At 66.3% G+C, this 26,604-nt stretch carries 21 protein-coding genes; 14 read left to right on the plus strand and 7 right to left on the minus strand.

Features of this window, described 5'->3' with window-relative positions; all coding sequences use genetic code 11:
• The first annotated feature begins 217 nt into the window (after positions 1–217).
• The 3 genes from ABID97_RS02375 to ABID97_RS02385 all read left to right on the plus strand — a co-directional run bounded on the left by ABID97_RS02375 (position 218) and on the right by ABID97_RS02385 (position 2,528).
• Positions 218–1,717, plus strand: a complete 1,500-nt coding sequence (locus ABID97_RS02375) for an anti-phage dCTP deaminase (protein ID WP_354401659.1) — start codon at positions 218–220, stop codon at positions 1,715–1,717.
• Positions 1,699–1,878, plus strand: coding sequence for a hypothetical protein (locus ABID97_RS02380; RefSeq protein ID WP_354396961.1), 180 nt, complete (start codon positions 1,699–1,701; stop codon positions 1,876–1,878). The genes ABID97_RS02375 and ABID97_RS02380 overlap by 19 nt, the downstream gene beginning before the upstream one ends.
• Before the next feature lie 173 nt (positions 1,879–2,051).
• A complete protein-coding gene (locus ABID97_RS02385) occupies positions 2,052–2,528 on the plus strand; it encodes an FKBP-type peptidyl-prolyl cis-trans isomerase (RefSeq protein WP_354396962.1) in 477 nt (158 codons plus the stop codon).
• 27 nt (positions 2,529–2,555) lie between these two features.
• Here the strand turns inward: ABID97_RS02385 and ABID97_RS02390 are convergent, their stop codons facing one another.
• Positions 2,556–4,136: a CYTH and CHAD domain-containing protein gene (locus ABID97_RS02390; RefSeq protein WP_354396963.1), complete on the minus strand. Its 1,581-nt coding sequence runs from the start codon at positions 4,134–4,136 to the stop codon at positions 2,556–2,558.
• Positions 4,137–4,147: 11 nt separating this feature from the next.
• Here ABID97_RS02390 and ABID97_RS02395 point away from each other — a divergent pair, with 11 nt between their 5' ends.
• From ABID97_RS02395 to ABID97_RS02405, 3 genes are all read left to right on the plus strand, one after another.
• Positions 4,148–5,536 (plus strand): amidase family protein, encoded by a 1,389-nt coding sequence (locus ABID97_RS02395; protein ID WP_354396964.1) that lies wholly within the window; start codon positions 4,148–4,150, stop codon positions 5,534–5,536.
• A gap of 105 nt (positions 5,537–5,641) precedes the next feature.
• Positions 5,642–6,064 carry a VOC family protein gene (locus tag ABID97_RS02400; protein ID WP_354396965.1) on the plus strand — a complete coding sequence of 141 codons (423 nt, stop codon included), beginning with the start codon at positions 5,642–5,644 and terminating at the stop codon, positions 6,062–6,064.
• Between the two features lie 79 nt (positions 6,065–6,143).
• Complete coding sequence (locus ABID97_RS02405; RefSeq protein ID WP_354396966.1) at positions 6,144–7,304, plus strand: pirin family protein; 1,161 nt, start codon at positions 6,144–6,146, stop codon at positions 7,302–7,304.
• 14 nt (positions 7,305–7,318) lie between these two features.
• Here the strand turns inward: ABID97_RS02405 and ABID97_RS02410 are convergent, their stop codons facing one another.
• The gene (locus ABID97_RS02410; RefSeq protein ID WP_354396967.1) at positions 7,319–7,609 is read right to left on the minus strand and encodes a YciI family protein; all 291 of its coding nucleotides are present in this window, start codon (positions 7,607–7,609) and stop codon (positions 7,319–7,321) included.
• Between the two features lie 145 nt (positions 7,610–7,754).
• Between ABID97_RS02410 and ABID97_RS02415 the strand changes: the two genes are divergently transcribed.
• From ABID97_RS02415 to ABID97_RS02435, 5 genes are all read left to right on the plus strand, one after another.
• Complete coding sequence (locus ABID97_RS02415; protein WP_354396968.1) at positions 7,755–8,825, plus strand: M4 family metallopeptidase; 1,071 nt, start codon at positions 7,755–7,757, stop codon at positions 8,823–8,825.
• Positions 8,822–9,160, plus strand: coding sequence for a protealysin inhibitor emfourin (locus ABID97_RS02420; RefSeq protein WP_354396969.1), 339 nt, complete (start codon positions 8,822–8,824; stop codon positions 9,158–9,160). Before ABID97_RS02415 ends, ABID97_RS02420 begins: the two co-directional genes overlap by 4 nt.
• Positions 9,161–9,257: 97 nt before the next feature.
• Positions 9,258–9,566 carry a putative quinol monooxygenase gene (locus tag ABID97_RS02425; RefSeq protein WP_354396970.1) on the plus strand — a complete coding sequence of 103 codons (309 nt, stop codon included), beginning with the start codon at positions 9,258–9,260 and terminating at the stop codon, positions 9,564–9,566.
• Between the two features lie 76 nt (positions 9,567–9,642).
• The gene (locus ABID97_RS02430; RefSeq protein WP_354396971.1) at positions 9,643–10,239 is read left to right on the plus strand and encodes a hypothetical protein; all 597 of its coding nucleotides are present in this window, start codon (positions 9,643–9,645) and stop codon (positions 10,237–10,239) included.
• 19 nt (positions 10,240–10,258) lie between these two features.
• The gene (locus ABID97_RS02435; protein WP_354396972.1) at positions 10,259–10,855 is read left to right on the plus strand and encodes a hypothetical protein; all 597 of its coding nucleotides are present in this window, start codon (positions 10,259–10,261) and stop codon (positions 10,853–10,855) included.
• A gap of 74 nt (positions 10,856–10,929) precedes the next feature.
• Here the strand turns inward: ABID97_RS02435 and gap are convergent, their stop codons facing one another.
• Positions 10,930–11,931 carry a type I glyceraldehyde-3-phosphate dehydrogenase gene (gene gap, locus ABID97_RS02440; protein ID WP_028259923.1) on the minus strand — a complete coding sequence of 334 codons (1,002 nt, stop codon included), beginning with the start codon at positions 11,929–11,931 and terminating at the stop codon, positions 10,930–10,932.
• A gap of 63 nt (positions 11,932–11,994) precedes the next feature.
• On the minus strand, positions 11,995–14,103 hold the full coding sequence (locus tag ABID97_RS02445) for a transketolase family protein (protein ID WP_354396973.1): 2,109 nt from the start codon (positions 14,101–14,103) through the stop codon (positions 11,995–11,997).
• 135 nt (positions 14,104–14,238) lie between these two features.
• Between ABID97_RS02445 and speD the strand changes: the two genes are divergently transcribed.
• Genes speD through ABID97_RS02460 form a run of 3 tightly spaced genes read left to right on the plus strand, consistent with a single transcriptional unit; the run spans position 14,239 to position 16,744 of the window.
• Positions 14,239–14,619, plus strand: coding sequence for an adenosylmethionine decarboxylase (speD, locus tag ABID97_RS02450; protein WP_354396974.1), 381 nt, complete (start codon positions 14,239–14,241; stop codon positions 14,617–14,619).
• Positions 14,620–14,642: 23 nt separating this feature from the next.
• The gene (locus ABID97_RS02455) at positions 14,643–15,353 is read left to right on the plus strand and encodes a nucleotidyltransferase family protein (RefSeq protein ID WP_354401660.1); all 711 of its coding nucleotides are present in this window, start codon (positions 14,643–14,645) and stop codon (positions 15,351–15,353) included.
• Positions 15,350–16,744 carry an aminopeptidase P N-terminal domain-containing protein gene (locus tag ABID97_RS02460; protein WP_354396975.1) on the plus strand — a complete coding sequence of 465 codons (1,395 nt, stop codon included), beginning with the start codon at positions 15,350–15,352 and terminating at the stop codon, positions 16,742–16,744. Before ABID97_RS02455 ends, ABID97_RS02460 begins: the two co-directional genes overlap by 4 nt.
• 25 nt (positions 16,745–16,769) lie before the next feature.
• Here the strand turns inward: ABID97_RS02460 and ABID97_RS02465 are convergent, their stop codons facing one another.
• From ABID97_RS02465 to ABID97_RS02475, 3 genes are all read right to left on the minus strand, one after another.
• Positions 16,770–18,122: an esterase-like activity of phytase family protein gene (locus ABID97_RS02465; protein ID WP_354396976.1), complete on the minus strand. Its 1,353-nt coding sequence runs from the start codon at positions 18,120–18,122 to the stop codon at positions 16,770–16,772.
• 76 nt (positions 18,123–18,198) lie between these two features.
• Positions 18,199–20,502: a penicillin-binding protein 1C gene (gene pbpC / locus ABID97_RS02470; protein WP_354396977.1), complete on the minus strand. Its 2,304-nt coding sequence runs from the start codon at positions 20,500–20,502 to the stop codon at positions 18,199–18,201.
• 55 nt (positions 20,503–20,557) lie between these two features.
• Positions 20,558–26,563: an alpha-2-macroglobulin family protein gene (locus ABID97_RS02475; protein ID WP_354396978.1), complete on the minus strand. Its 6,006-nt coding sequence runs from the start codon at positions 26,561–26,563 to the stop codon at positions 20,558–20,560.
• Positions 26,564–26,604: the final 41 nt, after the last annotated feature.

Below are 26,604 nucleotides of genomic sequence, written 5' to 3' on the forward strand. Positions count from 1 at the left end.
AAGAGATGCTTTTGAATCGTTCCGACGGTGTTGGGCGCCGGCAGCCTTCCCACGATCCATCTTTTTGGCGCCAAGCGAGAGGCGCCTCGCAAAAAGCTCGACGACTCACATCGTACATATCAATTTTATACGTTCTACAGATGGAAAAATCGAGTTCAAGAGTCACCCCACGTAAAACCACGCGAAAACGCCTGCCTCTGGAACCAGAAAGCCCAGAATAGAACTAGTTTTTGGCTTGGTGGGACCGACGGGGGTCGACTTGACCAAAGTTTATGAAAGCTTGCGGAGCCAACTTAAGAGTGTTAATTACCAAGCGCATCTCGTAAAACTGAGCGATCTTATCGACCCCTATCTAAAGGGAAAGAAAGTTAACGCTTCCAGCGAATACGACAGAATTAGAAACTTAATGGAAAGCGGAACTCGGTTACGAGAAAAGACTGATCAACGCGACATCGTCGCGCGACTAGGAATTGCGCGAATCAAAGCAATACGCACAGAAAAAGCGGGCACATCAAACAAGCCTTTGCCACGGACAGCATACATCGTAAGTTCATTCAAACGACCAGAAGAGGTGGAGTTATATAGGCAGGCTTATGGAAAAGCCTTCTGCTTAATTTCAGTTTATGCGCCAAGACAGTCTCGAGTAAAAGATTTGGCGCGACGCCTGCGATCATCCGTGGGAAAAAGCACGTCAACCGCGGAGGAAATGGCGGTCCAACTAGTCTCTCGCGACTTTGAAGAAGAAGCCCGTAAATCCGGGCAACGAGTTGGAAAAACTTTTCCGCTTGCAGACTATTTTGTTAGCGCCGAGTCACGGTCCAAATTAGATGAGAATCTGCTGAGGCTCGTGCGCCTAAGCTTCGGACACCCGTATATATCACCTACACGTGATGAACAAGGAATGTTCTACGCACAGGCGTCGGCGATGCGCTCCTTAGATCTCTCGCGTCAAGTGGGAGCCGCCATCACCGATTCGGACGGATCTGTGCTCGCTACTGGTTGCAATGAAGTACCAAAATTTGGCGGCGGCCTCTATTGGGGGGAAGATGACTTTGTAGCTAGAGACTTTGAGCTTGGAAACGATTCCAACGTAAAAATCAAGTCCGAAATTGTGGAGGACGTACTTTCACGACTGCGTCAAAAAGGTTGGCTTCACCACAGCTTAAAGAAAAATAGCAACAAGGATCTAGCAGACACTTCACTTTTTCAAGGCGACGCTTTTCTCAAGAATTCCTTGATATTTGATGTCATTGAATTCGGCCGGGCCGTTCACGCAGAGGCTGCATCTATTACCGACGCGGCCAGAAGAGGGGTTCAAATTGGAGGCGCCAAACTTTTTTGCACTACTTTCCCGTGTCACATTTGTGCACGCCATATTACGGCAAGCGGAATCAAGGAAGTCGTCTTTATCGAACCGTACGAAAAAAGCCGCACTGCAGAACTCTATTCAGATTCAATCAGCATTGAACCCCAGGAATTGTCAGGCAATAGGGCGAATTTTCGTGCTTTTGTTGGGGTAGCGCCGCGGAGTTTCATGGATTTCTTTCAGATGAACAGGAACCGGAAATCATCCAAAGGAGATGTACTTGATATTGATGCGATCTCAGAAAATCCAAGGATTAAAAGAATTGTTTTGACTTATCTGATGATCGAGGATATTATAGTTAATGAAACACGCACCACCCCAGGAGTAGACCAATGGACGAAAAATCAGTAAAGGTCTTTTTGGATCAATTTTCGGAGTCACACAAGCGCGTTCAACAGTGGCCCGAATGGATGCGGCAATCAACGCGAGTCGATGCTGCGTATTTTCCTCGTACGCAGAAATCCAATCCCGTGCAAGTTACTAACAAGGTACTGGCGCTGCCCAAAAAATAGTCAGCATTTTTCCGACATTGGTCGGGCTTATTGGCCGTACGTGCGGTACTGCCAAAGCGAAGCTTTAGCATTGCTTGGCATCCGCCGGCGCGATGGACCTTATTGCTGGACATTGTCGTTAGGATTTCCTTTCCGTCGGCGTTTGTTGGCTCACGGTTGCGGGACAATGCCGCATGAAAATCGAAAAAGACACCGTCGTCACGCTGAAGTACAAGGTCGCCGACGCGCAGGGCAAGCTCATCGAAGCCAGCCCCGAGCCCATGGCCTACCTGCATGGCGGGTACGAGAACACGCTGCCCAAGATCGAGGAAGCGCTGGACGGCAAGGAAGCGGGCTTCCAGACCACGCTGCACCTGGCGCCTGAAGACGCCTTCGGCCTGCGCGACGAGTCGCTGGTGCGCAGCATTCCGAAGGCTGACTTTCCGCCGGGCGTGAAGGTCGGCGGGCAACTGGAAGGGCGGCTCGACGATGGCCGCCAGCACCTCTTCACCGTGATGAAGATCAAGGGCCCGGTCGTGCTGCTCGATGGCAACCATCCGTGGGCAGGCAAGGCGCTGCGCTTCAGCCTGCAGGTGACGGACGTGCGCGCGGCGCTGCCGGTGGAGATCGAGCATCGGCATGTGCATGGGGCGCACGGGCACCATCACTGAGCGGTCTGTCTCGACCGCCTGGTTCCCTTAGTTTTTCTTCTTCCAGAACCGCGGCGCCTTCTCGATCTTGCCCAGCGCCTTGCGGCACGCCTTCGCGCCCGCCGCATGGCGCGCGCTGAACCAGCCGACGGCATACCAGGCGCGGGCATCTCGCGCGGTGGCCTTCCGGTACAGCGTGAGCGCCACGGCTTCGTCGTTGAAGCGGCCCAACGCGTCCTGCGCGGGGCGCAGCCGCTTCAGGTAGCGTGCGGCCGACTTGTCATCGCTTGCGTCGGCGAACAGTGGCGCCGCGAACTCGGCCAGGTAGCGCAGCCGCTTGAGCCGCTTGCGGACGCGGTGCTGGGCTTCGGTCGCGAGCGATTCGAAGCGGCGACCGTCGCGCACGGTCTGCGCATGCAGTCGCTGTAGGCGTTGCCGCAGCAGGCGGTGGGCATCGCCGGCGTTCAGCGGGCCTGCGTCATCCGGCGCCGCTTCTGCGGCTTGGCCCGGCTCTGCGGACACCGAGGCGGTGAAGCCGATGAGCGACACCAGCACCGACTGGAATCCCGGCGCGCGCACCACCTCGCCGGGCGAGCGCGCATCGGCTGATGCCGGATCGCCGGCGAGCGGATCGAACGCCGGTGCGCCCGCTTTCCCCAGTTGCGCCTGCGCCAGTGCCAGGACCTGCTCGCGGTCGCGCAGCATGCCGAGCGCGCGAAACGCGTCGACCAGCCGTGGCTCCCATTCGGCGCGGTTGAAAAGATCGGTGCGCGTGTCCAACCCCGCGAGTTCGCGCAACGCGGTGCGCAGGCGCCGGATGCCGATGCGCAGCTGGTGGATCTGCTCTTCGTCGGTTCCGCCCGCCGCGATCTCGCTGGCGTTGGGCAGCATCTGCGCCAGGCAGGAGGCGACCACCGCTTGCTGGATGGCGCGGCCATCGGCCGCTTCGCCGAAGCGCGGCGCTTCGGCCTTGACGGCCGGAACCGCCTCGACCCCGGCCAGGAGGCGCGCGCCGCGTTCGGCCTTGGAGACGGTGCTGAACCACAGGCCATGCTGCTGCGACCAGCGGCGTGCGAGCGCGACGAGGCCCTGCACGTCGCCGCGCTTGAGTTCGAGCTCCAGTTCGCACACGGGCGACTCGCGCGCGTCGGGCGTCCCCGCATGGGCGATGACCTTGCCGACGTCGAGCGCCAGTTCGACCACTGCGGCGCCGGCGCCGGCCCCTCCGGTGCGCACCTCGCGCGTGAGCCGCACGATGTCGGTGGACTGGCGCTCCACCAGCGGCTCGCCGCTCGCGGCCAGCACCTTCGCGAGCCTGTCGCCGACGGGCGTGCCCTGGTGGCGCTCGGGGTCGACGGCCGGTGTTGCGATGCCGGCCGACGCGGCGCCCAGGTCGACGTTGTGCTCCAGCCGGTGCAGCGCGTTGTCGCCAGTGGCCTTGGCGGTCTGCACCCAGCGCCGGCCCTCCTTGCGCAGCCGCAGCACGATGCCTTGCGCGGCCAGCGCCTGGCCGGCGGTGTCGAAGTAGCGCGCCTGCAGCCGGGTACGCACGACAGCGCCACGCCGCATCGCGGCCTGCACCGCTTGCAGTCGTTCGGCGGGAATATGAAACTTGAACTCGATTTCCATGGAGACCCATGATGCCCGTCTTCACCCCAGCCGCGACAGCCGACCCCGTCACCTTGCTGGCCGCCGGCGCCGCACGCTCGGCCCAGGCCCTCGCGGCCGGGGAGGTCGGCGCCGTCCAGCTCTGCGAAGCCGCCATCGCGCGCATCGAGGCGCTCGATGGCGCACTGAACGCCGTGGTGGTGCGCGATTTCGACCGCGCACGCCAGCAGGCGAAGGACGCCGATGCGGCACTGGCGCGCGGTGAGCGCCGTCCGCTGCTCGGCGTGCCGATGACGGTGAAGGAAGCATTCAACATCGCGGGGCTGCCGACGAGCTGGGGCCTGCCGCCGTTTCGCGATTTCGTTCCACCGCATGACGCCGTGGCCGTGCAGCGACTCAGGGCAGCAGGCGCGGTGATCCTGGGAAAGACGAACGTGCCGCCGGGCCTGGCCGACTGGCAATGCGACAACCCCGTGTATGGCCGCACGGTGCACCCCCTGGACCCGAGGCGCACGCCGGGGGGTTCGTCCGGCGGCGGCGCCGTGGCGGTGGCCACCGGCATGGTGGCGCTGGAGCTGGGAAGCGACCTGACCGGATCGCTGCGCGTTCCCGCGAGCTTTTGCGGCGTGTACGCGCACAAGCCGAGCGAAGGCCTGCTGCCGGCGCGCGGCTTTGCATTTCCGGGCACCGAAGAAGCGCCCGCCGGGCTGCCTTCCGAGATCGGGCCGATCGGCCATTGCCCTGACGACCTGTCGCTGGCGCTCCAGGTGCTCGCCGGGCCCGATGCCGCGCAAGTGGCCCAAGGAGGTTTCGCGTTGCCCCAGCCGCGCCGCGCGGCCGCAAAGGATTGGCGCGTGCTCGTGGTCACGGCGCATCCGCAGGCCCCGGTGGCGGCCGAGGTGCGCGCGGCCGTCGAAGGCGCGGGGCAACGGCTTGCGGAGGCGGGCGCAAGCGTGGCACATGCCTCCGACCTGCTGCCGGACCTGGCAGAGATCGGCGACACCTACGGACAGATCGTCGAGACCGTGCTCGCCCATCTCGAGCCGGGCGGCCGCTCGCCGTTGGCGCTCTCCGCCTGGTTCGATCTGATGGCCAGCCGCACGCGCATCCGTGCCCAGTTGCGCGCGTTGTTTGCGGAATTCGACGCGGTACTGTGCCCTTCGGTCGGGTGTGCGGCCTTCGAGCATGTGAGCGAACCGGATCTCACAAAGCGAGCGATCACTATCGATGGAACGCCGGCACCGTATGAGACCTTGGGTGCCTGGGCGTCACTCGCGAGCCTTGGCGGGCTGCCCGCGACGGCGGCGCCGGCCGACTTCACCAAGCGCGGACTGCCGCTGGGCGTGCAGATCGTCGGCCCCTTTTTCGAGGACCGCAGCACCATTGCCCTGGCTGGCTTGCTCGCCGGATACGCCCGCTGAAAAAATATGTGGACACCGTCCATTTTGTTTGATATCTTTTGTGGACGGTGTACACAACACACCGGCAAACATCCGATCCACTCTTCATCGCAACAGGAAGGCACCATGGCCAACAAGCAGATCTTCGTGAACCTCGCCGTCAAGAACCTCGAGAAGTCCAAGGCTTTCTTCGCCGCGCTCGGCTATACCTTCAACGAGAAATTCACCGACGCCAACGCCGCGTGCCTGGTCATCCAGGAGGGCAGCATCCATGCGATGCTGCTGGCCGAGGATTTCTTCAAGACCTTCACCGACAAGAGCCTCACCGACACCAGCAAGAGCACCGAGGTGCTGCTGTGTCTCTCGTGCGAAAGCCGCGCCGAGGTCGACGAGATGGTGGCCAAGGCGGTGGCCGCGGGCGGCACGGTGCCGCGCGCGCCGCAGGACTACGGCTTCATGTACGGCCACGGCTTCCAGGACATCGACGGCCACCTGTGGGAGCTGATGTACATGGACCCGAACGCCGAAGTGGTCCACCAGAATCCGTGACGCCGCGCGGCCGGAAAGAACGAGCGCGATGCCCATCGTTCCATATGCGCTTCTCACTGTTGCGCGGAAGGGCCCTTCCGTGCAGCGCGGGCGCCCCGATATTCCGAAGAGCAGCGCCGCCGACTCCTCCGCGGCGCGCCCCAAGGAAAGGAATACCGAGGTGCCTAGCAACAACAACCGCCCTGAAGAAAGCCGCAGCCCCGTGCTGCAGGTGAGCCCGCTGGGCTTTCCGTGGCAGACGATCGATCCGTTCCTGTTCTGCGTCTATCACGACGACGCCTATCCCAATGCCAACGCGCAGATGGGGCCCGAAGCACCGCTCGCCGGCCGGCAGATCGGCCAGGACTTCAGCCGCAAGGACGGCTGGAGCATGTACCACGGCCAAACGGTGCCCGGCTTTCCCTCGCACCCGCACCGAGGCTTCGAGACGGTGACCATCGTGCGCAAGGGGCTTGTAGACCATTCCGACTCACTGGGCGCCACCGCGCGTTTCGGCGGCGGCGACGTGCAGTGGCTCACGGCCGGCAAGGGCATCGTGCATTCGGAGATGTTTCCGCTGCTCGACACCCAGGCGCCGAACCCGCTGGAGCTGTTCCAGATCTGGCTCAACCTGCCGGCCCGGAGCAAGATGGCCGAGCCGCACTTCACGATGTTCTGGTCGGAAGCGATTCCGCGCTTTGCATCCACCGATGCGAAGGGCGGGCGCACGGACGTCGCAGTCATCGCGGGCCGCATCGGCGATGCGGCGACCAATGGGCAGGAGCCGATCGCGCCGCTGGCACCGCCGCCCGATTCGTGGGCCGCAGAGGCCGATGCCGACGTCGCGATCTGGACCCTGCGCATGACGCCCGGTGCGCAATGGACGCTGCCGGCCGCCGCGGGCGCCGGCACGCGGCGCATGCTGTACTTCTTCAAGGGCGGCTTCGCACACATCGCGGGCCGGCGTGTGGAAGGGCCCGCCGCCATCGAATTGCGTGCCGACGTGCCCGTGGAGGTGGTCAATGGCGACGGAGAAGCCGCCGAGTTCCTGCTGCTGCAGGGCCGCCCCATCGCAGAGCCGGTGGTGCAGTACGGGCCGTTCGTGATGAACACACAGGCCGAGATCAGCCAGACCCTGGCCGACTACCGCCGCACGCAGTTCGGCGGCTGGCCCTGGGACGATCCGGCGCCGGTGCACGGCAACAGCGCCGCGCGCTTTGCGCGGCATCCCGGCGGGCGCGAGGAACTGCCACGGGCCTGATGCCCGGGGGTCGTTCAGACGGTCTTGAGGATCTCGGTCGCGGGGGCGGTCATGCTCGGCACGAACTCGATCACTTCGGTGGTCGCCACGCCGTTCTGAACGAACGGATCGCGCGCCAGGACCGCCTCCAGCGCGGCGCGGTCGCCCGAGCGCGCGAAGATCACGCCGCCCTTGCGCGGCACCTGCCGGCCCGAGGCCAGGAAGAGGCCGCTTTCATAGTGCTTTCGAAGCCACGCCATGTGCCCGTCCATCAAAGCATCGAGCTCTTCGAGGGGGCGGATATAGCTGAGGGTGACGATGAACATGGCAAAGGCGGCAAGTGGATCGGGAGCTTCGATCCTATGGCCTGAACGGGCGAATCCATGACACCAGAAGTAACGGAGTGATCCAGGTTTTACGGCTTTCTGCTACCGTCATTTCTACCCGTCCCACTGCGCGAGGAAACCGCCCATGCCGCTGCGGCCGACGCCCCTTTTGCAACCCAGCTTCGTACCGCCTTACCTGCTGGACCGGCTGGCGGAACACGCCGGCGCGCACGCCAGCGCACGCGCCGCACAGACGCGGTTGATCGACCGCGAACACCGCGGCTTGCGCGAGGCCGTGGGCTCCAATGGCGTGTCTTCCGGCCCGGTGCCGCGCTACCTCCGGCGGGGCTCGCCCGCGCGCGCGATCCACGACGCGGAGCACACCATGGCCTTGCCCGGCCGGCAGGTGCGCGCCGAAGGCCAGGCTGCCATCGGCGACATCGCGGCCGACGAAGCCTACGACTACCTGGGCGCCACCTACCGCCTGTACCACGACGTCTTCGAGCGAGATTCCATCGACGCCGCGGGCATGCCGCTGACCGGCAGCGTGCATTACGGCAACGACTACGACAACGCATTCTGGAACGGCAGGCAGATGGTGTTCGGCGATGGCGACGGCGACGTCATGAACCGCTTCACCATCGCCGTGGACATCATTGGCCACGAGCTCACGCATGGCGTCATCGACCACGAATGCGGCCTCGTCTACCAGGGACAGCCCGGCGCGCTCAACGAATCGATCTGCGATGTGTTCGGCGCGCTCGTCAAGCAGCATCTGCTGAAGCAGACGGCGCAGCAGGCCGACTGGCTGGTGGGCGCGGGTCTTTTCACCGGCAAGGTGAAAGCGCGCGCGCTGCGCTCGATGGCCGAGCCCGGCATGGCCTACGACGACCCGGTGCTGGGCCGCGACCCGCAGCCTGCCCACATGAAAGACTTCGTCGACACGCGGCAGGACAATGGCGGCGTGCACATCAATTCCGGCATTCCGAACCGCGCCTTCCATCTCGCTGCCACGGCTGTTCCGGGCCCGGCATGGGAAACGGCGGGCCGCGCCTGGTACGACACTGTCTGCGACAGGCGGTTGCGCCAGGACGCCGACTTTGCGGACTTCGCGCAGCTCTGCATAGAGAATGCGGCCAGGCGCTTCGGCACCGGCAGCGCAGTGCACCAGGCAGTGGGCACCGCCTGGAACACCGTGGGAGTCTCAACGTCATGATTCAGCTTCCGCCCTTGGACCAAGCCTCCGTCGTGCGCGTGACGCGCGAGGGCGGCGTCGCCTACCTGCCGGGGCTTTCGCGCCCGCGCAGCTACCAGTTGGGCAACTGCAGCGAGGCGCTGCGCCAGCAGATCGGCGAAGCCCTGCAAAGCGCTGCGCCGCATGCGGCGCAGCGCGACGGTCCGGCTTCGCCCGGCGGCGACCAGCGCTTCTACCGTGTCGAACTGGTGATGCAGAGCGCGACGGCGCATTCGGGATCGATCAGCTTCGAAGTGCCCGAGACCGAGGCGCCCGAGGCGCTGGTGCATCTGTGGAAAGACGCCGCCGACCGCTGACCGAACAACCGGCGCGGTCGCACGCGCGACCCGCGCCTTGGCGGCGGATCTTTTAGATTCGGCGCCTGTCATCCACCACACACCGGAGCCTCTTTCCATGATCCACGTCGTCGCCATCATCAACGCCAAGCCGGGCCAACGGGCCAAACTGCTCGAAGCCTTTGCCGCCAACCGCGCGGCCGTGCTGGCCGAAGAGGGCTGCATCGAATACGGCGCCACCGTCGATGCGCAGGGTGTTCCGGCATCGAAGGCCAGCTTCGGTCCCGATACTTTCGTGGTCATCGAGAAATGGGAAACGCTGGCCCACCTGCAGGCGCATGGCGTCGCGCCGCACATGAAAGCGCATGGCGAGAAGACCAAGGCGCTGGTCGAGAGCAAGCTGATCCACGTGCTCGAGCCGGTCTGAACCGGGCCTTCGCGCGCGGCGCAATGCCTGCTACCCTCGCGCCCGGGAGCAGGCATCTCGAGGAGGGACCGAAGGCATGGCGATCTTCATCGGACCGCAGCGTCTGCGCTTGCGCGCTTTCACCGCATTGCTCGGCACGCTGGCCGCGGGCCTGCTGGCGTCGGGCTGCGCGCAGCTTGCCGCGCCGCCCTACGCGGCCGACTACGAAGCACTCGACCGGCTGGAAGCCACGCGACCGGCCATGGTGGCCGTCGCAAAGGTGCAGCCCACCGATCCCAACGACAGCGTCAACTCGCTGAGCCTGCGCCGCGCAAGACTGCTGTCGCCCAGCGGCACCTTTTCGCAATACCTGGAAGACGCGCTGATGCGCGACCTGGCGGAAATATCGGCCTACGACCCCAAGGCGCCGACCCGCATCGCGGCGACCCTCCGCGTCAACGAGCTCGACCTTGGCGTGATCAACGGCACCGGCCGCATGGACGTGGAGGTGACCGTGACGCGCGCGGCCGCCGAGCGCTTGCGCAAGACCTACCGCGCCGAAATTGCCTTCGATTCGAGCTACGCCAACATCGTGGCCGTGCCCGCCGGCCAGGCCGCCTACCCGCGGCTGGTGCGCGCGCTGCTGCGCAAGGTCTACGCCGATGCGCAGTTCATCGCGGCCATCGCCCCGTAGCCGCGCAAGAAGAACCTCCATGCCACCGATCCTTCGCCCAACCGCTAGCCTGCTGGCCGCCGCGGCCTTCGCTGCCTTGCTGTCCGCCTGCGCCCATCCGATCACGATGATCACCGAGACGGCGCCTCCGCGCGCGACGGCCCACCTCGTTCCGAAGAAGGTCGCCTACGTGATGACCGACGCCCAGCGCGACCAGCAGGTGACCACCGCCGGCGGAAGCGGCGACCGCGTGAGCTACTACCCCTACCGGGACCTCGAGAAGTCGATCCGCGATGCGCTGCGCGCGGTCTACCGCGACGTGGTCGTGCTGCGCACAGCCGGCGACGCCAAGGCCAACGAGGCAGCGGGCGTGTCCCTGGTGTTCACGCCGCAGATCAGGACCGATTCGAGCTCGTCCTCATGGATCACCTGGCCGCCCACGTCGTTCACCGCCGAGGTGGCGTGCGTCGTGACCGACCCGGCCGGCGCCGAGGTGACGCGCGTGCGCGCGGTCGGCAACGGCACGGCCGCGTTCAACGAGTTCAACGGCGACTACGGGCTGGCCGCCCGGCGCGCAGCGACGCGGATGACGTCGCAGCTCAGCAGCGAGATCAGGAGGAACGAGAAGCTGCGCTGAGGCACCGCCCCGGGTCGGCACGCCCATGAAAAAACGCGCCCGAGGGGCGCGTTCTTCATTGGGGCCGTGAAGTCTTACTTTGAAACGACCTTGACCATTTCGAGGCATTTGTTCGAGTAGCCCCATTCGTTGTCGTACCAGCTCACCAGCTTCACGAACGTGCCGTCGAGCGCAATGCCGGCTTCGGCGTCGAAGATCGAGGTGCGCGGGTCGCCGCGGAAGTCGGTGGCCACCACCTTGTCCTCGGTGTAGCCCAGCACACCCTTGAGTGCGCCTTCGCTTTGCGACTTCATCTCGGCGCAGATTTCCTTGTAGGTGGCTTCCTTCTCCAGTTCCACCGTGAGGTCGACCACCGACACGTCGGAGGTCGGCACGCGGAAGCTCATGCCGGTGAGCTTCTTGTTGAGCTCGGGGATGACCACGCCCACGGCCTTGGCGGCGCCTGTGCTCGAGGGAATGATGTTTTCCAGGATGCCGCGGCCGCCGCGCCAGTCCTTGTTGCTCGGGCCGTCGACGGTCTTCTGCGTGGCGGTGGCGGCGTGCACCGTGGTCATCAGGCCGCGCTTGATGCCCCACTTGTCGTTCAGCACCTTGGCGAGCGGCGCCAGGCAGTTGGTGGTGCAGCTGGCGTTGCTCACGATGGCTTCGCCGGCGTACTTCTTGTCGTTCACGCCGTAGACGAACATGGGGGTGTCGTCCTTCGACGGCGCCGACATGATCACCTTCTTCGCGCCCGCGTCCAGATGCTTCTGGCAGGTTTCCTTCGTGAGGAAGAGTCCGGTCGACTCGAGCACGATGTCGGCGCCGACTTCGTTCCACTTGAGCTGCGACGGATCGCGCTCCTGCGTGAGGCGGATCTTCTTGCCGTTGACGATCAGCAGGTTGCCTTCGACCGTGACTTCGCCCTTGAAGCGGCCATGCACCGAGTCGTACTGGAGCATGTAGGCCAGGTAGTCGGGCTCGAGCAGGTCATTGATGGCAACGATCTCGATGTCGTTCTTGAAGTTCTGCACCGCTGCACGCAGCACGTTGCGACCGATGCGACCGAAGCCATTGATACCGAGTTTGATAGCCATCTGATTTGCTCCTAAGGTTGAAAAACTTGTGATCGAACGGAGAGAAGAAACGCCTTGCCGGGCTCAGTCGCGCAGGGCCGCTTCGACCGTGGCGGCGACGTTCTCTGCCGTGAACCCGAAATGCTTGAACAGAGCCGGCGCCGGTGCCGACTCGCCGTAGCTGTCGATGCCCACCACGGCTGCGCAGCCGTACTTCCACCAGCCGCCGGTGCAGCCCATTTCGACCGCGATGCGCGGCAGCTTCTTCGGCAGCACGCTCTTCTTGTAGGCCACGTCCTGGCGGTCGAAGGTGGTGGTCGAGGGCATCGACACCACGCGCACCGCAATTTTCTTCTCTGCCAGCAATTTCTGCGCGGCAAGGGCCAATTGCACCTCGGAACCGGTGGCGATGATGACCGCGGCGGTCTTCTTGCTCTTGAGGCCGACGGCCTCGGGCTCCGACAGCACGTAGGCGCCGCGGCTGATGTCGCCGAGATCGCCCTTGGGCGCGTAGGCGATGTTCTGGCGGCTCAGCAGCAGCGCCGTGGGGCGCGACTGGTTCTGCAGCGCCACGGCCCAGGCCACGGCGGTTTCGGCCGTGTCGCCCGGACGCCAGACGTCGAGGTTGGGAATCAGGCGCAGCGACGCTGCGTGCTCGATCGATTGGTGCGTCGGGCCGTCTTCGCCCAGGCCGATGGAGTCGTGCGTGAACACGTGCACCACGCGGCGCTTCATGAGCGCGGCCATGCGGATGGCGTTGCGGCTGTAGTCGCTGAAGGTCAGGAAGGTGCCGCCATAGGGAATGAAGCCGCCATGCAGCGCCACGCCGTTCATGATGGCCGCCATGCCGAACTCGCGCACGCCGTAGTTGATGTGGCGGCCGATCACGCCATGGGGCGGCTCGGCCTTGTCGGCGGTGCTGTCGGGCTTGGCCTCGTCTTCGGCGCCCTGGTTGGGCTGCTGCGGCTGGCCCATGACCACGGCACCGGTCTTCGCATCGAAGCGCAGGGCCGCGGTGCTCTTGGTGTTGGTGAGGTTGGAGCCGGTGAGGTCGGCGCTGCCGCCGAGCATTTCGGGCAGCGCGGCGGTGAAGGCCTCCAGCGCGAGCTGGCTGGCCTTGCGGCTGGCCACGGTTTCGCCCTTGGTGTGGGCGGCCACCACGGTGTCGAACGCCACCTGGTGGAAGTTCTTCGGCAGCTCGCCCTTCATGCGGCGGGTGAACTCGGCGGCAAGGCCGGGGTAGGCCTGGGCGTAGGCAGCGAACTTGTCGTTCCAGGCCGCTTCGGTGCTGGCGCCCTCGGCCTTGTGGTCCCAGTCGGCGTAGGCTTCCTGCGGCACTTCGAACGGCGCGTAGGGCCAGTTCAGCGCGGCGCGGGTGAGGGTGATTTCATCGGCGCCCAGCGGCTCGCCGTGGGCCTTGGCGGTGTTGGCGCGGTTCGGGCTGCCCTTGCCGATCTGCGTCTTGCAGATGATGAGGGTGGGCTTGCTGTCCTGCTTCTTGGCCTTGGCGATGGCCTTGGACACGTCCTTGGCGTCGTTGCCGTCGATCGGGCCGATGACATTCCAGCCGTAGGCCTTGAAGCGCTCTTCGGTGTTGTCGATGAACCAGGGCTTGACCTGGCCGTCGATGCTGATGCCGTTGTCGTCGTACAGCGCGATCAGCTTGTTCAGGTGCCAGGCGCCGGCCAGCGCGCAGGCTTCGTGGCTGATGCCTTCCATCATGCAACCGTCGCCCAGGAAGGCGTAGGTGTGGTGGTCGACGATCGCGTGGTCCTTGCGGTTGAACTCGGCGGCGAGCAGCTTCTCGGCCAGGGCAAAGCCCACGGCATTGGTGATGCCCTGGCCCAGCGGACCGGTGGTGGTTTCCACGCCGGGGGTCACGTCGACCTCGGGGTGGCCCGCGGTCTTGCTGTGCAGCTGGCGGAAGTTCTTGAGCTCGCCGATCGGCAGGTCGTAGCCGGTGAGGTGCAGCACCGCGTACAGCAGCATCGAGGCATGGCCGTTCGACAGCACGAAGCGGTCGCGATCGAACCAGTGCGGGTTGGCCGGGTTGTAGCGCAGGTGTTCGCCCCAGAGTGCGACGGCCATGTCGGCCATGCCCATCGGTGCGCCCGGATGTCCGGAATTTGCTTGTTGGACGGCATCCATGGCCAGCGCGCGAATCGCGTTGGCCATCAGGGCTTCGTTTGCCATGGGCGGAGGACTTTCGGGGAATGTGGATTGGGGGGAACCCGCGATTTTACCGGGCTCGCTCCCACCCCCTCCAATACGCGCCCTGCACGCGCCGATGTTCCTTGGCAGCGCGCCGGACTGCTAGAGTTGCGACCCATGCATGGGCTGCACCTCACCGCCGATCTCCACGACTGCCAATGCGGGATGCAATGGCTCACCGACAAGGAGGCGCTCGGCGCGGTCTGCCTCAAGGCAGTCGGCGCCGCGGGGCTGCAGCCGGTGGGCACGCTGGTCCATGGATTCCCCGCCACGCCCGAGGGGCCGGGCGGGGTCACGGCCACGGTGCTGCTGGCCGAATCGCACCTTTGCATCCACACCTGGCCCGAACAGCGCGGCGCCACGCTCGACGTGTACGTGTGCAACTTCGGCGGCGACCATTCGGCCAAGGCGCATGCGCTGATGGCCTGCCTGCTGGCGCTGTTCCAGCCCCGCCACTGCGAACGCAACGAGCTGATGCGCGGCCAGGTGGCGGCGTGAGCACCCCCGCTTCCGTTCGCGCCATGATCCTTGCCGCGGGCCGCGGCGAGCGCATGCGGCCGCTGACCGACGCCACCCCCAAGCCGCTGCTCGAGGTGCGCGGCAAGCCGCTGATGCAATGGCCGATGGAAGCGCTGGCCCATGGCGGCTTCTCCGAGCTGGTGGTCAACACCGCCTGGCTGGGCGAGCAGATCTCCGGGCGCTTCGGTGCCAACCCTTTGCTGGATGGGCATGGCGCGCTATCGATTTCATACTCCGATGAAGGCCTCGACTTTGGCGGAGCGCTGGAAACGGCCGGCGGCATCGTGCGCGCGCTGCCTCGCCTCGGCGAGGTGTTCTGGGTTGCGGCCGGCGATGTGTTCGCGCCCGATTTCGCCTTCACGCAGGCTGCGGTCGACCGCTTCGTGGCCAGCGGCAAGCTCGCGCACCTCTGGCTGGTGCCGAACCCCGCGCACAACCTGAAGGGCGATTTCGGTCTTTCCGCCAGCGGACTGGCGCTCGATTCGGCCGCCGAGAAATACACCTTCTCGACCATCGGCCTGTACCGCGCAGCGATCTTCGCGCCGCCGTACTGCGGCATTCCCCCGGGCAATCCGGCGGGCGCCAAAGCCCCGCTCGCACCCATCCTGCGCGCCGCGATGGACAATGAACTCGTGAGCGCCGAGCTCTACACCGGACCCTGGACCGATGTGGGCACGCCCGAACGGCTTCTTCAACTGAACACGCCAAGATGACCACCGAAGACAACAGGATCTACGCCGAGCGCCGTGCGCGCCTCGCCTCGCAACTGGGCAAGGACGGCATCGCCATCGTGCCGACCGCGCCCGAGCGGCAGCGCAACCGCGACAGCGACTTCTTGTTCCGCCACGACAGCTACTTCTATTACCTCACCGGCTTCACCGAGCCCAATGCCTGGCTGGTGCTCGCAGGCGACGGCCGGGCGACGCTGTTCTGCGCGCCCAAGGACCTCGAACGCGAGATCTGGGATGGCTATCGCCTGGGCCCCGATGCGGCCCCCGGGGCGCTGGGCGTGGACGAGGCTTTTTCGGTCGACGAACTCGATGCCAGGCTGCCGAAGCTGCTCGAGAACCGCTCGACCGTGTGGTTTCCGTTCGCGATCCACAAGGGCCTGGAGACCCGCATCGACGGCTGGCTGCAATCGGTGCGCGCGCGCGTGCGCTACGGCGCGCTGTGCCCCGAGGAGCAGCGCGACCTCTGCGGCCCGCTCGATGAAATGCGCCTCTTCAAGGACGCGCACGAACAGGACGTCATGCGGCGCGCCGCGCAGATCAGCGCGCGCGCCCACATCCGTGCGATGCAGCTGTCGGCCCGCATGCTGCGCGAAGGCAAGGACGTGCGCGAATACCACCTCGACGCCGAGCTGCTGCACGAATTCCGCCTCGGCGGCTCGCAGTACCCGGCCTACGGCTCCATCGTGGCGGCCGGCGCGAATGCCTGCGTGCTGCACTACCGCGCCGACGCGGCGCCGGTGCGCAGCGGCGAGCTGGTGCTGATCGACGCGGGCTGCGAGCTCGACGGCTACGCGAGCGATATCACGCGCACCTTTCCGGCCAACGGCACGTTCAGCGGACCGCAGCGCGCGCTGTACGACCTGGTGCTGGCCAGCCAGGACGCATCGGCCGCGGCCACCAAGGCCGGCAACCGCTTCACCGATCCGCACGATGCGGCCGTGCGCGTGCTGTCGCAGGGCATGCTCGACCTGGGCCTGCTCGATGCCAACAAGGTGGGCGGCGTGGACGACGTGATCGACAAGCGCGCCTACTTCCAGTTCTACATGCATCGAACCGGCCATTGGCTCGGCATGGACGTGCACGACTGCGGCAGCTATGTGGAGCCCACGCAGGTCGGCGAAGTGAGCGAGCGCAAGGATCCGCTGTCGAACGAAATCATCAAGAACCGGCCGAGCCGCATCCTGCATCCCGGCATGGTGCTGACGCTGGAGCCAGGCATCTACGTGCGGCCCGGCGAGGGCGTGCCGGAGCAGTTCCACCACATCGGCATCCGCATCGAAGACGACGCGATCGTCACCGCCACGGGCTGCGAACTCATCTCGCGCGGCGTGCCGGTGAAGGCAGACGAGATCGAGGCGCTGATGCGGGCCTGACCGCGCCCGCGGGCGGCAGCGCCTTCTACTTCGCCTGCAGCAGCGCACCCGCTTCGAGCAGCACCAGCTCGTTGTCATCGGCCTTGTTCGGCTCGCGGCTGCTGGAGAACGGCAGGTTGTTGTCGTTGCCCATCACGATGTGCGTCGCATCGACCACGTCGACATTCTCGATGGTGAAGAACGGGAACTTGAACACGCCGCTGTTCAGCGGCTTGCGTGCCAGCCTGGCCGGATCGGCAATGTCCAGCAGGTCGATGTAGCCGATCTTGCGCACCGGACCGCCCACGTTGGCGTCGCTCAGTTCGATCTTGTAGACGCGCTTGAACTTGGCGATGTCGTGGAAGCAGCCGGCGTGCTTCTGGCCTTCGGGGCAGGCCTTGTCGCTCGTACCCTCGCCGTTGTCACGCTCGATGACGAGGCCCGTGGTGCCATCGATCATGTTGAAGTCGCCGATGGCGTGGCCGTTGGCTTCGAGCGGATATTTCCAATGCCGGCCGGTCCACTTCTCGGTTGCCACGTCGAACTCCAGCACGCGCAGAGCTTCCTTGCCGTCGAGCTTTTCGTACTCCCTCCTCTCGGCATTCCACACCGGGCCTTCGAGCAGTGCATAAAGCTTGCTGCCGTCCTTCGACGCGGCCATGCCTTCGAAGCCCTTGGAGCGCTTGACCTGGAAATCGACCGCACCGCCAGGGGCGCCCGGCGTGGTGACCGCGGGATGGTCGGGCGAGCGAACGGCCTTGCCGTCCACCAGCGTGTCGAACACCCCGAGCACCTTGCCCTTCAGGTCGGCCTTGATGAGGAAGGGGCCGAACTCCTCGCCGATCCACAGCGCGCCGCCGGCGAACTGGAAGCTCTCGGGGTCGAAGTCGGAACCTGTCAGGTAGCGCTGCTTCGTGCCTTCATGGACGATGCGGAAGGGCACCTTCTTGTCGGGGTCGTGCAGGAAGACGGTGTCGAGATGGTTGAACTTGCCGCTCCTGAAGTCCACCTTGTAGTGGTTCAGGTACAGCATGAAGTCAGGCGAGTTGGCCTTGGCGCCGGCCCCGTTGTCGGTGAGGATCCAGAACGAACCATCGTCCATCTTCTTGATGCCCGAATGGCCTTGCAGCGGCTGGCCCTTGAACGGCAGCGAGACACCCGTGCCGCGCCCGCCCGAGAGGCCTTCGACCGTGCCCGGCGCCTCCACGCGCTGGCCCGAGGTGAACTTGCCGCTGAGCTGCAGATCGGCCGGTGCATCCTTGGGCGTTGTCACGAAGCTCTGCGCGGGCAGCACGGCATGGCCGGCGAGCGTGGCGTGGAAGGCCGTCTGTGCGGCAGCGCCGCCGCAGGCGAGCGCGGCGGCAAGGGCGATGAAGGAGAGAGAAGCGAGGCGGGTCATGGGCAGGAAGAAAGGTCTCAGTCGAAACGCGAGACCATGCCCATCGCGCGTGACGCGGCCATGACATCCGTGAGGCTCAGGGCGCGATGTCCACCGTCACTTCGCGCGACTCCGCGCGTCCTTGGTCATCGACCGCGCGCAGCACATAGCGCCGGCCCGAGTCCGCGAGATCGGGCATCCAGGTGATGCCCTCGCCGGGCGCGGCGCGGCCGATCAGCGCATCGTCCGCGAACCAGTAGATCGTCTGCGTGCCGGCCGCCGCTTCGGCGCGCAGCACCAGCGGCTCGGGCCTTTTCACGCGCAGCGTGTGCCGCACGCCGCGCAGTGGCGAGGTGATGAGCGGCGCCGTCTCCGAAGACGCATTGCCTTTTTCGCAGCCATCGGCCGGCGGGCTTGCGCGCGGCAGCCCGGCCTGCCGGAACAGCCGGCGCATGTCGCTGCCCCACTGCTCGACCACCTGCTGGCGCGCGTTCGGCTGCGGGCCGCAGACCACCTTGCCCGTGGTCTCGTCGACCCATACCGCACGATGCAGGTTGCTGACCTGGATCGGCGACTTGCCGGCGATGAACCAGGTGCTCGTGCGCACCGGGCACAGCGCATCGGGCAGGCCGCCCGTCGCAGCGCAGACCTCGACCTGGCGCAGGTCCGGAGGCTGCCGCGCGGCGATCTCGCCGGGATCGAGCCGCTCGGCGCGCAGCGCATCGACCATGCGCAGGAACAGCGGCGCAGCCGCATCGACGCCGACGAGCGCAGGGTTGCTGGTGCCGTCGAAATTGCCGACCCACACCACGAGCACATGGCGCCCGAACACGCCCGCGGTCCATGCATCGCGAAAGCCCCACGAGGTGCCCGTCTTCCACGCGATGGCCGGGCGAGCGGGCAAGGTGGTGTCGGGCCGCGGCGTGTGGCGCAGCATGTCGAGCGTGATGAACGAGGCCTCTTCGCTCAACAAACGAAGCGGCTGGGCCGGCCGCTCGTCGGTCGCAGGCTGGGTGTAGCGCAGCGGCTGCGAGATGCCGCCGTTGGCCAGCGTGGCATAGAGGCCCGCGAGCTCCTCGGGCGTGACCTCGCCGCCGCCGAGCACCAGCGCCAGCCCGTAGTGCGATTCGCTCTGCAGCTTGGAGACGCCCGCGAGCCGCATGAAGTCGTACAGCCCCGGCTTCGACAGCTTGGCCGCGACGGACACCGCGGGGATGTTGCGGCTGCGGATCAACGCCTCCTGCGCGGCGAGCGGTCCCGCAAAGCGATGGTCGAAATTCTCCGGCGTGTAGGGCCCGAAGGACGTGGGCGCGTCCTTCAGCATGGTCTTGGGATGCAGGAGCCCCTGGTCGAGCGCCAGCGCATAGATGAAGGGCTTGAGCGTGGAACCGGGCGAGCGCTTGGCCTGCGTGCCGTTGACCTGGCCCGCGATGGCGTCGTTGTGCCAGTCGGCCGAGCCGATCAAGGCGCGCACCTGCATGGTCGAGGCGTCGAGCAGCAGCGCGCTCGCATTGGTCATGCCCACGTCGGCATGTGCGCGCAGGTACTGGCCCATCACGCGTTCGAGCGTGGCCTGCATGCGCAGGTCGATGGTGGTGCGCACTTCCTGCACGCCGCGCTCCTGCGCGAGCAGCATGTCGGTGGCGTGCGGCGCAAGAAAGGGCAGGCTGCCGCGCGATTGCGCCGAGAGCGCGAGCTGCGCGTCGGGCGCATGCTGCCTCGCGGCCGGGTCGCGTTCGGCCCACAGCGCCCAGAGCCGCTCACGCGCCGATTGCAGTTCGGCATTGCGTCCGCGCTCGGCGATGCGCTTGACGGGGTTCTGCGGAATCACCGCGAGCGTCAGCGCCTCGGGCAGGCTGAGCTTGGCGGCGTCCTTGCGAAAGTAGATGAGGCTCGCGGCCTGCACGCCTTCGATGTTGCCGCCATAGGGAGCGGTGTTGAGGTAGGCCTCGAGGATCTCGCGCTTGCTGAAGCGCGCCTCGAGCCAGAGTGCCGCGCCGATCTGCGCGACCTTGCCCACGGCCGTGCGGCTGTCGATGCCGTACACGCGCCGCGCGAGCTGCATCGTGAGCGTCGAGCCGCCCTGCCGGCGCTCGCCGCGCGCAATGCGCCATGCGCTTCGCGCCAGCGCGGCGGGGTTGACACCGGGGTGCGCGTGGAAGCGGCGGTCTTCATAGAGCAGCACCGCACCGACCAGCGTCGGCGAGATGCGCTCGAGCGGCACCCAGAGCCGGTATTGCTCGTCGCTTGCGAGGGTGAGGCGCAACAGCTCGCCGCCCTGCGCATACACGGCCCGCGAGCTGCCGACGGTTTGGATCAGTGGGGCGTGCGGCCAGAAGCGCAGCAGGGCCAACAGCATGGCCGCGGCTGCCAAGGCAAGCAGCGTCTTCCTCCCTCTCACCGTGTTGCTCCCTCTCCCGCAAGCGGGAAAGGGAGCAAGGCAGGCAATGCCTTGGTCACTTCGCCACCACCTGGAAGCGCGCCCCGGCCGAGCGCGAATACACGCGCCGGTCGTACATCGCCTCGCCGTACGCGGCCGGTACCACGAAGTCGCCCACGTTGGTCGCGCGCGCCTTGTAGGTCACTTCGAGCAGATCCTTGCCGACCGCGCCATAGAACACCACGCGGTCTTCGCGGATGTCGGCGTATTGCACCTTCCACGAGCCGCTGCCGCCCAGGCGCTTCTTCCAGATCGGCGCGTCGGCATCGGCTTCCTCGTTGTCGCCCACGGCCTGCAGCACGGGCTCCAGTCCGCCGGGGAGCACGTCGACCAGCGCCACGTCGTTCAGCTGGGCGCGTTCCAGGCTGCGCACGCGCACCCGCACCGTGACCTCTTCGCCGAGCCTGGCCTTGGCGGTCGGGTTGCCCTTGGCATCGAGCACTTCATGGAAGATCTCCAGGCCCTGGTTCACCGGTGTCGTGGGCACGTTGCGTTCGAAGCCCTGTTCGGCCCAGCTGTAGTAGAGGTTGAAATCGCTGTCGTTCGACAGCTTGAGCTTCGCGGTGCCCGCCGGCACCGGAGCGCGCGTGATCGGGTTCACCGCGCCCAACGCAAGCGCCGCGGCCTGGCCTTGCGCGTTGACCGACTGCGCCGTGAGCTTGCCTTCGACGTTCTGCGCCACCGCTTCGAAGTAGGCATCGACCGCGAGCAGCATCGAGGCCGACGACAGGCTGTTGTACCAGCCGTCGCGCACCATGGCGCCCATGCCTTCCCACACCTGCGGCTTCAGTGTCTTCAGCCGGGACGGGAAGTGCCGGCCCACCAGGTGCAGCGTCATGCTGTCGTGCACCAGCGGGTCGTAGTAGGCGCCCCACACGTTGCGGCGCTGCTTCTTCTCGGCGCGGGCGAGCAGGTCGGACCACACGGGGTTGAGCAGTTCGGCCGCGACCTGCTCCTGCTTCACGAGCTGGTAGCTCGCGGCGAGGTACGCGGCACCGAGGTCGTCGCTCCAGCCCGCAGTTTGTTTGTTGCGCCAGGCTTCGCGCAGGTTGGCCAGCGCGGCCGGCGCGATGATGCCCTGCCGCGTCAGCAGGTAGGCCGCCTGCGTGCGCTGGCGCCAGCCGTCGAGCGAGGCATCGCCGCTGCCGAGCCAGCCCTGCAGGTAGGTGTTGGCCTTTTGCAGCAGGTCCTGCGGCACCGGCAGCTTGTGGTCTTTGGCTTCGACCAGCAGGTGCACCGCGTAGAGCGTGGCAAAGGGATCGGGCCCGGCGCCGGGCCACAGCGCGAAGCCGCCATCGGCCGTCTGCCGTGCGCGCAGCTGCACGAGGTAGCGCTCGAAGGTCTTGCGCGCATCGGGCATCGGGCCTTGCTCGGCCGTGCGGCCGCGCGCCATCTCCTTGACGAGTTCGGGTCGCCCTGCCAGCAGCACGGCCGGGAAGGTCTGGCTCGTGATCTGCTCGGTGCAGCCGTGCGGATAGACCTCGAGGTACTGCATGAGGCCGCTCGCAAAGGCCCAAGGTGCGGCCGACACCGCGACCTCGCTCCTGCGGAAGTTGGGATACAGCTCGGCCTTGCTGGACAGCTCGCCCGCGCGCTGGAAGCTGCCGGCCTGCACCAGCGTGACGAAAGGCGATGCGGGCCGCACGCTCACCTCGGTCGAGAGACGCGCGCTGAAGTTCTTGTGCGCCGAGGTGAACACCAGCGCCGACGAACCCAGCACCGCCTGCTCGCCGGGCTTGGCGCGCACATTGAACCTGGTGCTCGCTTCGCCGCGCTCGTTGACCTTGAGCGTTTGCGTGGCATCGCCCACCACTTCGAGCCCGCCCGATGCGGTGAGCGTGAGCGCAATGGGCGCGTCCTTGCCCGAGCCCACGATGTTGTTGGCGAGCCCCACGCCCACTTCGACCGTGTCGCCGGGCGCCATGGCGAGCGGTGCGTTGGGCAGGATCACCATGTCGCCGCGCACCACGGTGCGGGTGCTCTTGGCGGCGGTGGTCTCGTCGTTCACCGCGACGGCCATCACGCGCAGGCTGCCGTTGAAGCTCTCGGGCACGGTGTAGCTGAACTCGCGGCTGCCGTTCACATCCACCAGCCCCGACCAATACGCCACCGGCTTGTCGCGCTTGCGCTTGAAGGGGTTCAGGTGCTTGCCGAGCTCGCCTTCGCCGTCACCGCCAGGTGCGGCGCCCTGCATGAGCTTCTTGAACTCGGGCAGGATCAGGTCGAGCGTCTGCAGGGTGCCGACTTCGAGCGCACGCTTCTGGAAGAAGTGCTTGAGCGGGTCGGGCGTCTTGTAGCGCGCCACCTGCAGGATGCCTTCGTCCACCGCGAACAGCACGGCACGCGTGGGCTTGTCGCTGGTGAGCTTCATCTTCACGGTCTGGCCGGGCTTCACGAGTTCGCTGCTGGTGAGCTGCAGGTTGGCCGTTCGCTTGGCCAGGCTGGTGGCAAAGGGCGCGACGCCGTACGACAGCGGGCTCATGTAGACCTCGTCCGAGGCCGGATCGCGCACGAAGTGCACGTTGATGTAGCCGGTGCCTTCGAACTCCTTGGGCAGCGTGATCCTCTGCACCGACGCGGTCTTGTCGGTCTTGAACCACGCATGGGCGTAGACCTTGTCGCGCTCGATGGTGATCAGGCCGGCGCCCACGTAGGGCGCGCGGATGCTGACCTCGATCTCCTGGCCTGGCTCGTAGTCCTTGCGGTCCAGCGTGAGCTGCAGCTCGGCGTTGCGGTCGAGCGAACGCGAGACATTGGCGTTGCCCGCCACGCTGTATTCCACGCGGTTGAGTTCCAGGCCGTCGGCGTCGCGCACCACGTAGGCGAAGTTGCCCGGCACGGACGTGTTCAGCGCGAGTGTGTTGCCAGCCGCGGCAATGGCCAGCGGCTTTTCGTCGAGCACGATCTCCTTCTTGCGCGACTCGTAGCGGTAAAGGCCGTTGTCCTGCTTGACCAGCACCGACAACGCCTTGCGCTCCACGCGTTCGATCTTCAGCTCGGCCACGGCGATCTTCTTCGCCTGCGGGTCGATCGCTATCACGCTGGCGTTGCGCGCGGCGCCCTTGCTCACGTAGCTGGTATCGCCATCGACCTTCACGCCCACGAGGTAGCCGAGGTCGCTCACCAGCGTCTGGGCTTCGGCCGAGACACTGCGCCCGCCCTCGGGCTCGAAGGCCTTGGCGAGCACGTGCACCTGGTAGGTTGCGGCATCGAAGCGCGAGAGGCGCAGGTCGAACTCGGCCTTGCCTTCGGTGCTGGTCTGCACGCTGCCCAGGTCATCCACCTGCTTCTCGGTGGCGCGCTGCGGATCGAAGAAGGCGTAGTCGGCGAACGCGCGGAACACCGGGAAGGCCGGGCTCAGCGTGAGCGTGCCCTCCACCTTGCGGTCGGGCGCGGGCGTGCCGAAGAGGTTCTGCACGTCGACCATCGCCTTCAGGTCCTTGGGATGGACCCAGCCCTCGGCCTTCTCGCTGCTGAGCCTGGCGACGACCTTGGTGCGATCGGGCAGGAACTCCTGCACCTTGACCGTGGTGCTGCCGATCAGCAAGCCCTGCACGTCCGGGCTGCCGGGCGACGACTCGCGCGGTAGGTAGAGGTTGACGGTGTAGTTGCCGGTGGGCGACGTGTCCTGCGTCGCATGGCTTATTTCCGCTGCGCCACCGGGGCCGAGCTTGAGTTTTTCGCGCCGCACGCCGAGGCCGCGCGCGTCGATGATCTCGGCTTCGAGCGGCAGGTCGCGCAGCGACGTGCCCCAGTTGCCGGCCTTGACCATCATCGCGATGTGCATGGTGTCGCCCGGGCGGTAGATGCCGCGGTCGCTGAATACATAGGCCGTCATCTGGTTGGGCACGCCGGCCGCGCGAAGGCCGCCGACGTCGAAGCGCGAGATGTCCAGCGTGCGGTCGCTGCGGTTGAACGGCAGGAAGCTCAGATCGCCATCCTTGCGCACCACCAGCACCACGGGCGCCTTCTCGCGCTGGTAGCCCGCGAGGTTGGGCAGCCGGGCTGCGCCGGTGGCGCCGGTCGCCTGCGACGCGACGATCATGCCGTTGCGGCCCCACACTTCGACCAGCGCACCGGCCACGGGCTGGCCGGTTGCAATGCTCTGCACGAACACGTCGCGCGTGCCGTCGAGCGACTTCTTCACGACGATGCCCAGGTCGGTGACGAGCACCAGGCGCTGGTCCTTCTTGTCTTCGGGGTTGCCGCTCTCCGGGTCGCCTTCGCCTTCGGACGACTGTTCCTGTTGTTCCTCTTCGGGCTGGGCCTGCGCCGCATCACCATCGGCCTTCTTCTTGGCCTTCGGGTCGTAGCCCTGCACCTTGAGCAGGAACACGCCGCGGCGATCGGCCACGTCGCTGCGCAGGTACTCGGCGAAGTCGACCGTTTCGTAGTGCGCCTTGCCGGCGGGAATGCTGAGCGGAATCTCCTTCTGGAAGCGGTCCACGAGGTTGTCCGATTGCAGGCCGCCATTGAACTGGGGATGCGCGAAGTCGCCATTGGTCTGCGTGACCAGGTGCTGCAGCTGCTGCGGCAGCAGGCGGCCGATCTCCAGGCGGATGCCCGGCAGGTCGCGCACCAGGATCGGCAGCTTGCGCTCGCCGGACAGTGCGAGCAGCGAGCCCTGGCTCATGATGGTGAGCTCGGGCGCAAAGGTCTTGAGCAGCTGCACCTCCTGCCGCGCGGCGCCGAGCTGGTAGCCGCCCGGCGTCTTGAGGCCCTTGGCCATGCGCACCAGCATGTAGCGGCCGCCTTCGGCTTGGGGCATGCGGAAGCTGACCATCTCGGTCACCTCGCGCTCGCTCGCAATCGGTTGCAGCGTGAGCTTCTTCGCGCGGCGCAGCACGGCGTCGGTGATCTTCGCGGGCTCGGCGGACCAGTCGAACTTCTCGTCCGGGTCGCCCTTGGCTTCCTCGGTGGCGGGCAGCAGCCAGGCCTGCACCACGCGCGCCATCTCGCGCTCGTGCACCGGCATCGACGCCGTGATGTGCATCACGTGCTCGGGCTCACCGTTCTCGCCGGTGACGATGGTGGGCTCGACGCTCGCGATCTCGAGGCTGAAGAGCCCGGGAATGTCGACGGCACGCGAGACGTCGCTGCGCACGCCCGGGCCGCCCTTCTGCGCGACCGCGCCGGCCGCGAGGCTGAGCACCACGGGACGCGTCTTCTCGGGGATGGGCAGCGGCTCGGACTGCAGGGTGGCGGCGAGCCTCAGCTTGTCGTAGCTGACCGTGAACTTCTCGCTCTTGCACTTGCCCACGCTGAAGAAGGAGGTGCCGCAGGCCTGGTCGTAAGTCAGCACCAGGCGCTTCTCGAACTCGGCCGTGTTCACCGGGTGCGAGAAGCTCATGCGAAAGAGGGCGCGGCGCACGTTGGCCTGCACCGGGTCCTGGTAGAACTCCGCACTCGCGATGCGCGCGCTGAACTCGGGCGAGGTGAACTCGTACTTGCGCAGCGCCATCTCGATGTGGGGCGCCAGCGCGTTGTTCGCAAGCTGCACCTTGTAGGGCTGTCCCACCGGCCAGTCCTGCGCGGGCAGGAATTCCAGCTTCTTCTGGCCGCTCCACGTCCAGCGCCCGGCAATGGCGGGTTCGATGGTGATGCCGGTCGCCTCCTGGCCAATGCGGGCGATCGGCGCCACCGAGGCCGAGAAGTTGATGACGAGCGGGTTCGGTCCCTTGTCGTTCTCGATCTGCGTGCGCGGCGGCGGCACGATCTGCGCGGTCGCGACCACGGGCTCGACACGGTCGGGCGTGAGGCCGTGCCACCATTTCAGCAGCTGCGGGCTGGCCAACCAGCCGGCCAACACGAGCAGCGCCAGCAACACCAGCCAGGCGAGCCGTTGCTGCAGCCAGCCGAGTCCGAAGAGAAGAAACGCGCCCACGATGCGCAGCCAGCCGGGTGGTCGCCATGAACCGATGAGTCCGCGGGCGAGCGGACGCAGGAAGCCGAGCGCACGGCCCAGCCCGGTGAAGAGCACGTCGCTGAGCGACGCGAGTTTTCGATTCGCAACCTGAAGCATGGAAGCTCCCCCGATGTTTTTGTTGGCGCCTGGCAGTCTGC

It is taken from the genome of Variovorax sp. OAS795 (assembly GCF_040546685.1).
GTDB lineage: Bacteria > Pseudomonadota > Gammaproteobacteria > Burkholderiales > Burkholderiaceae_C > Variovorax.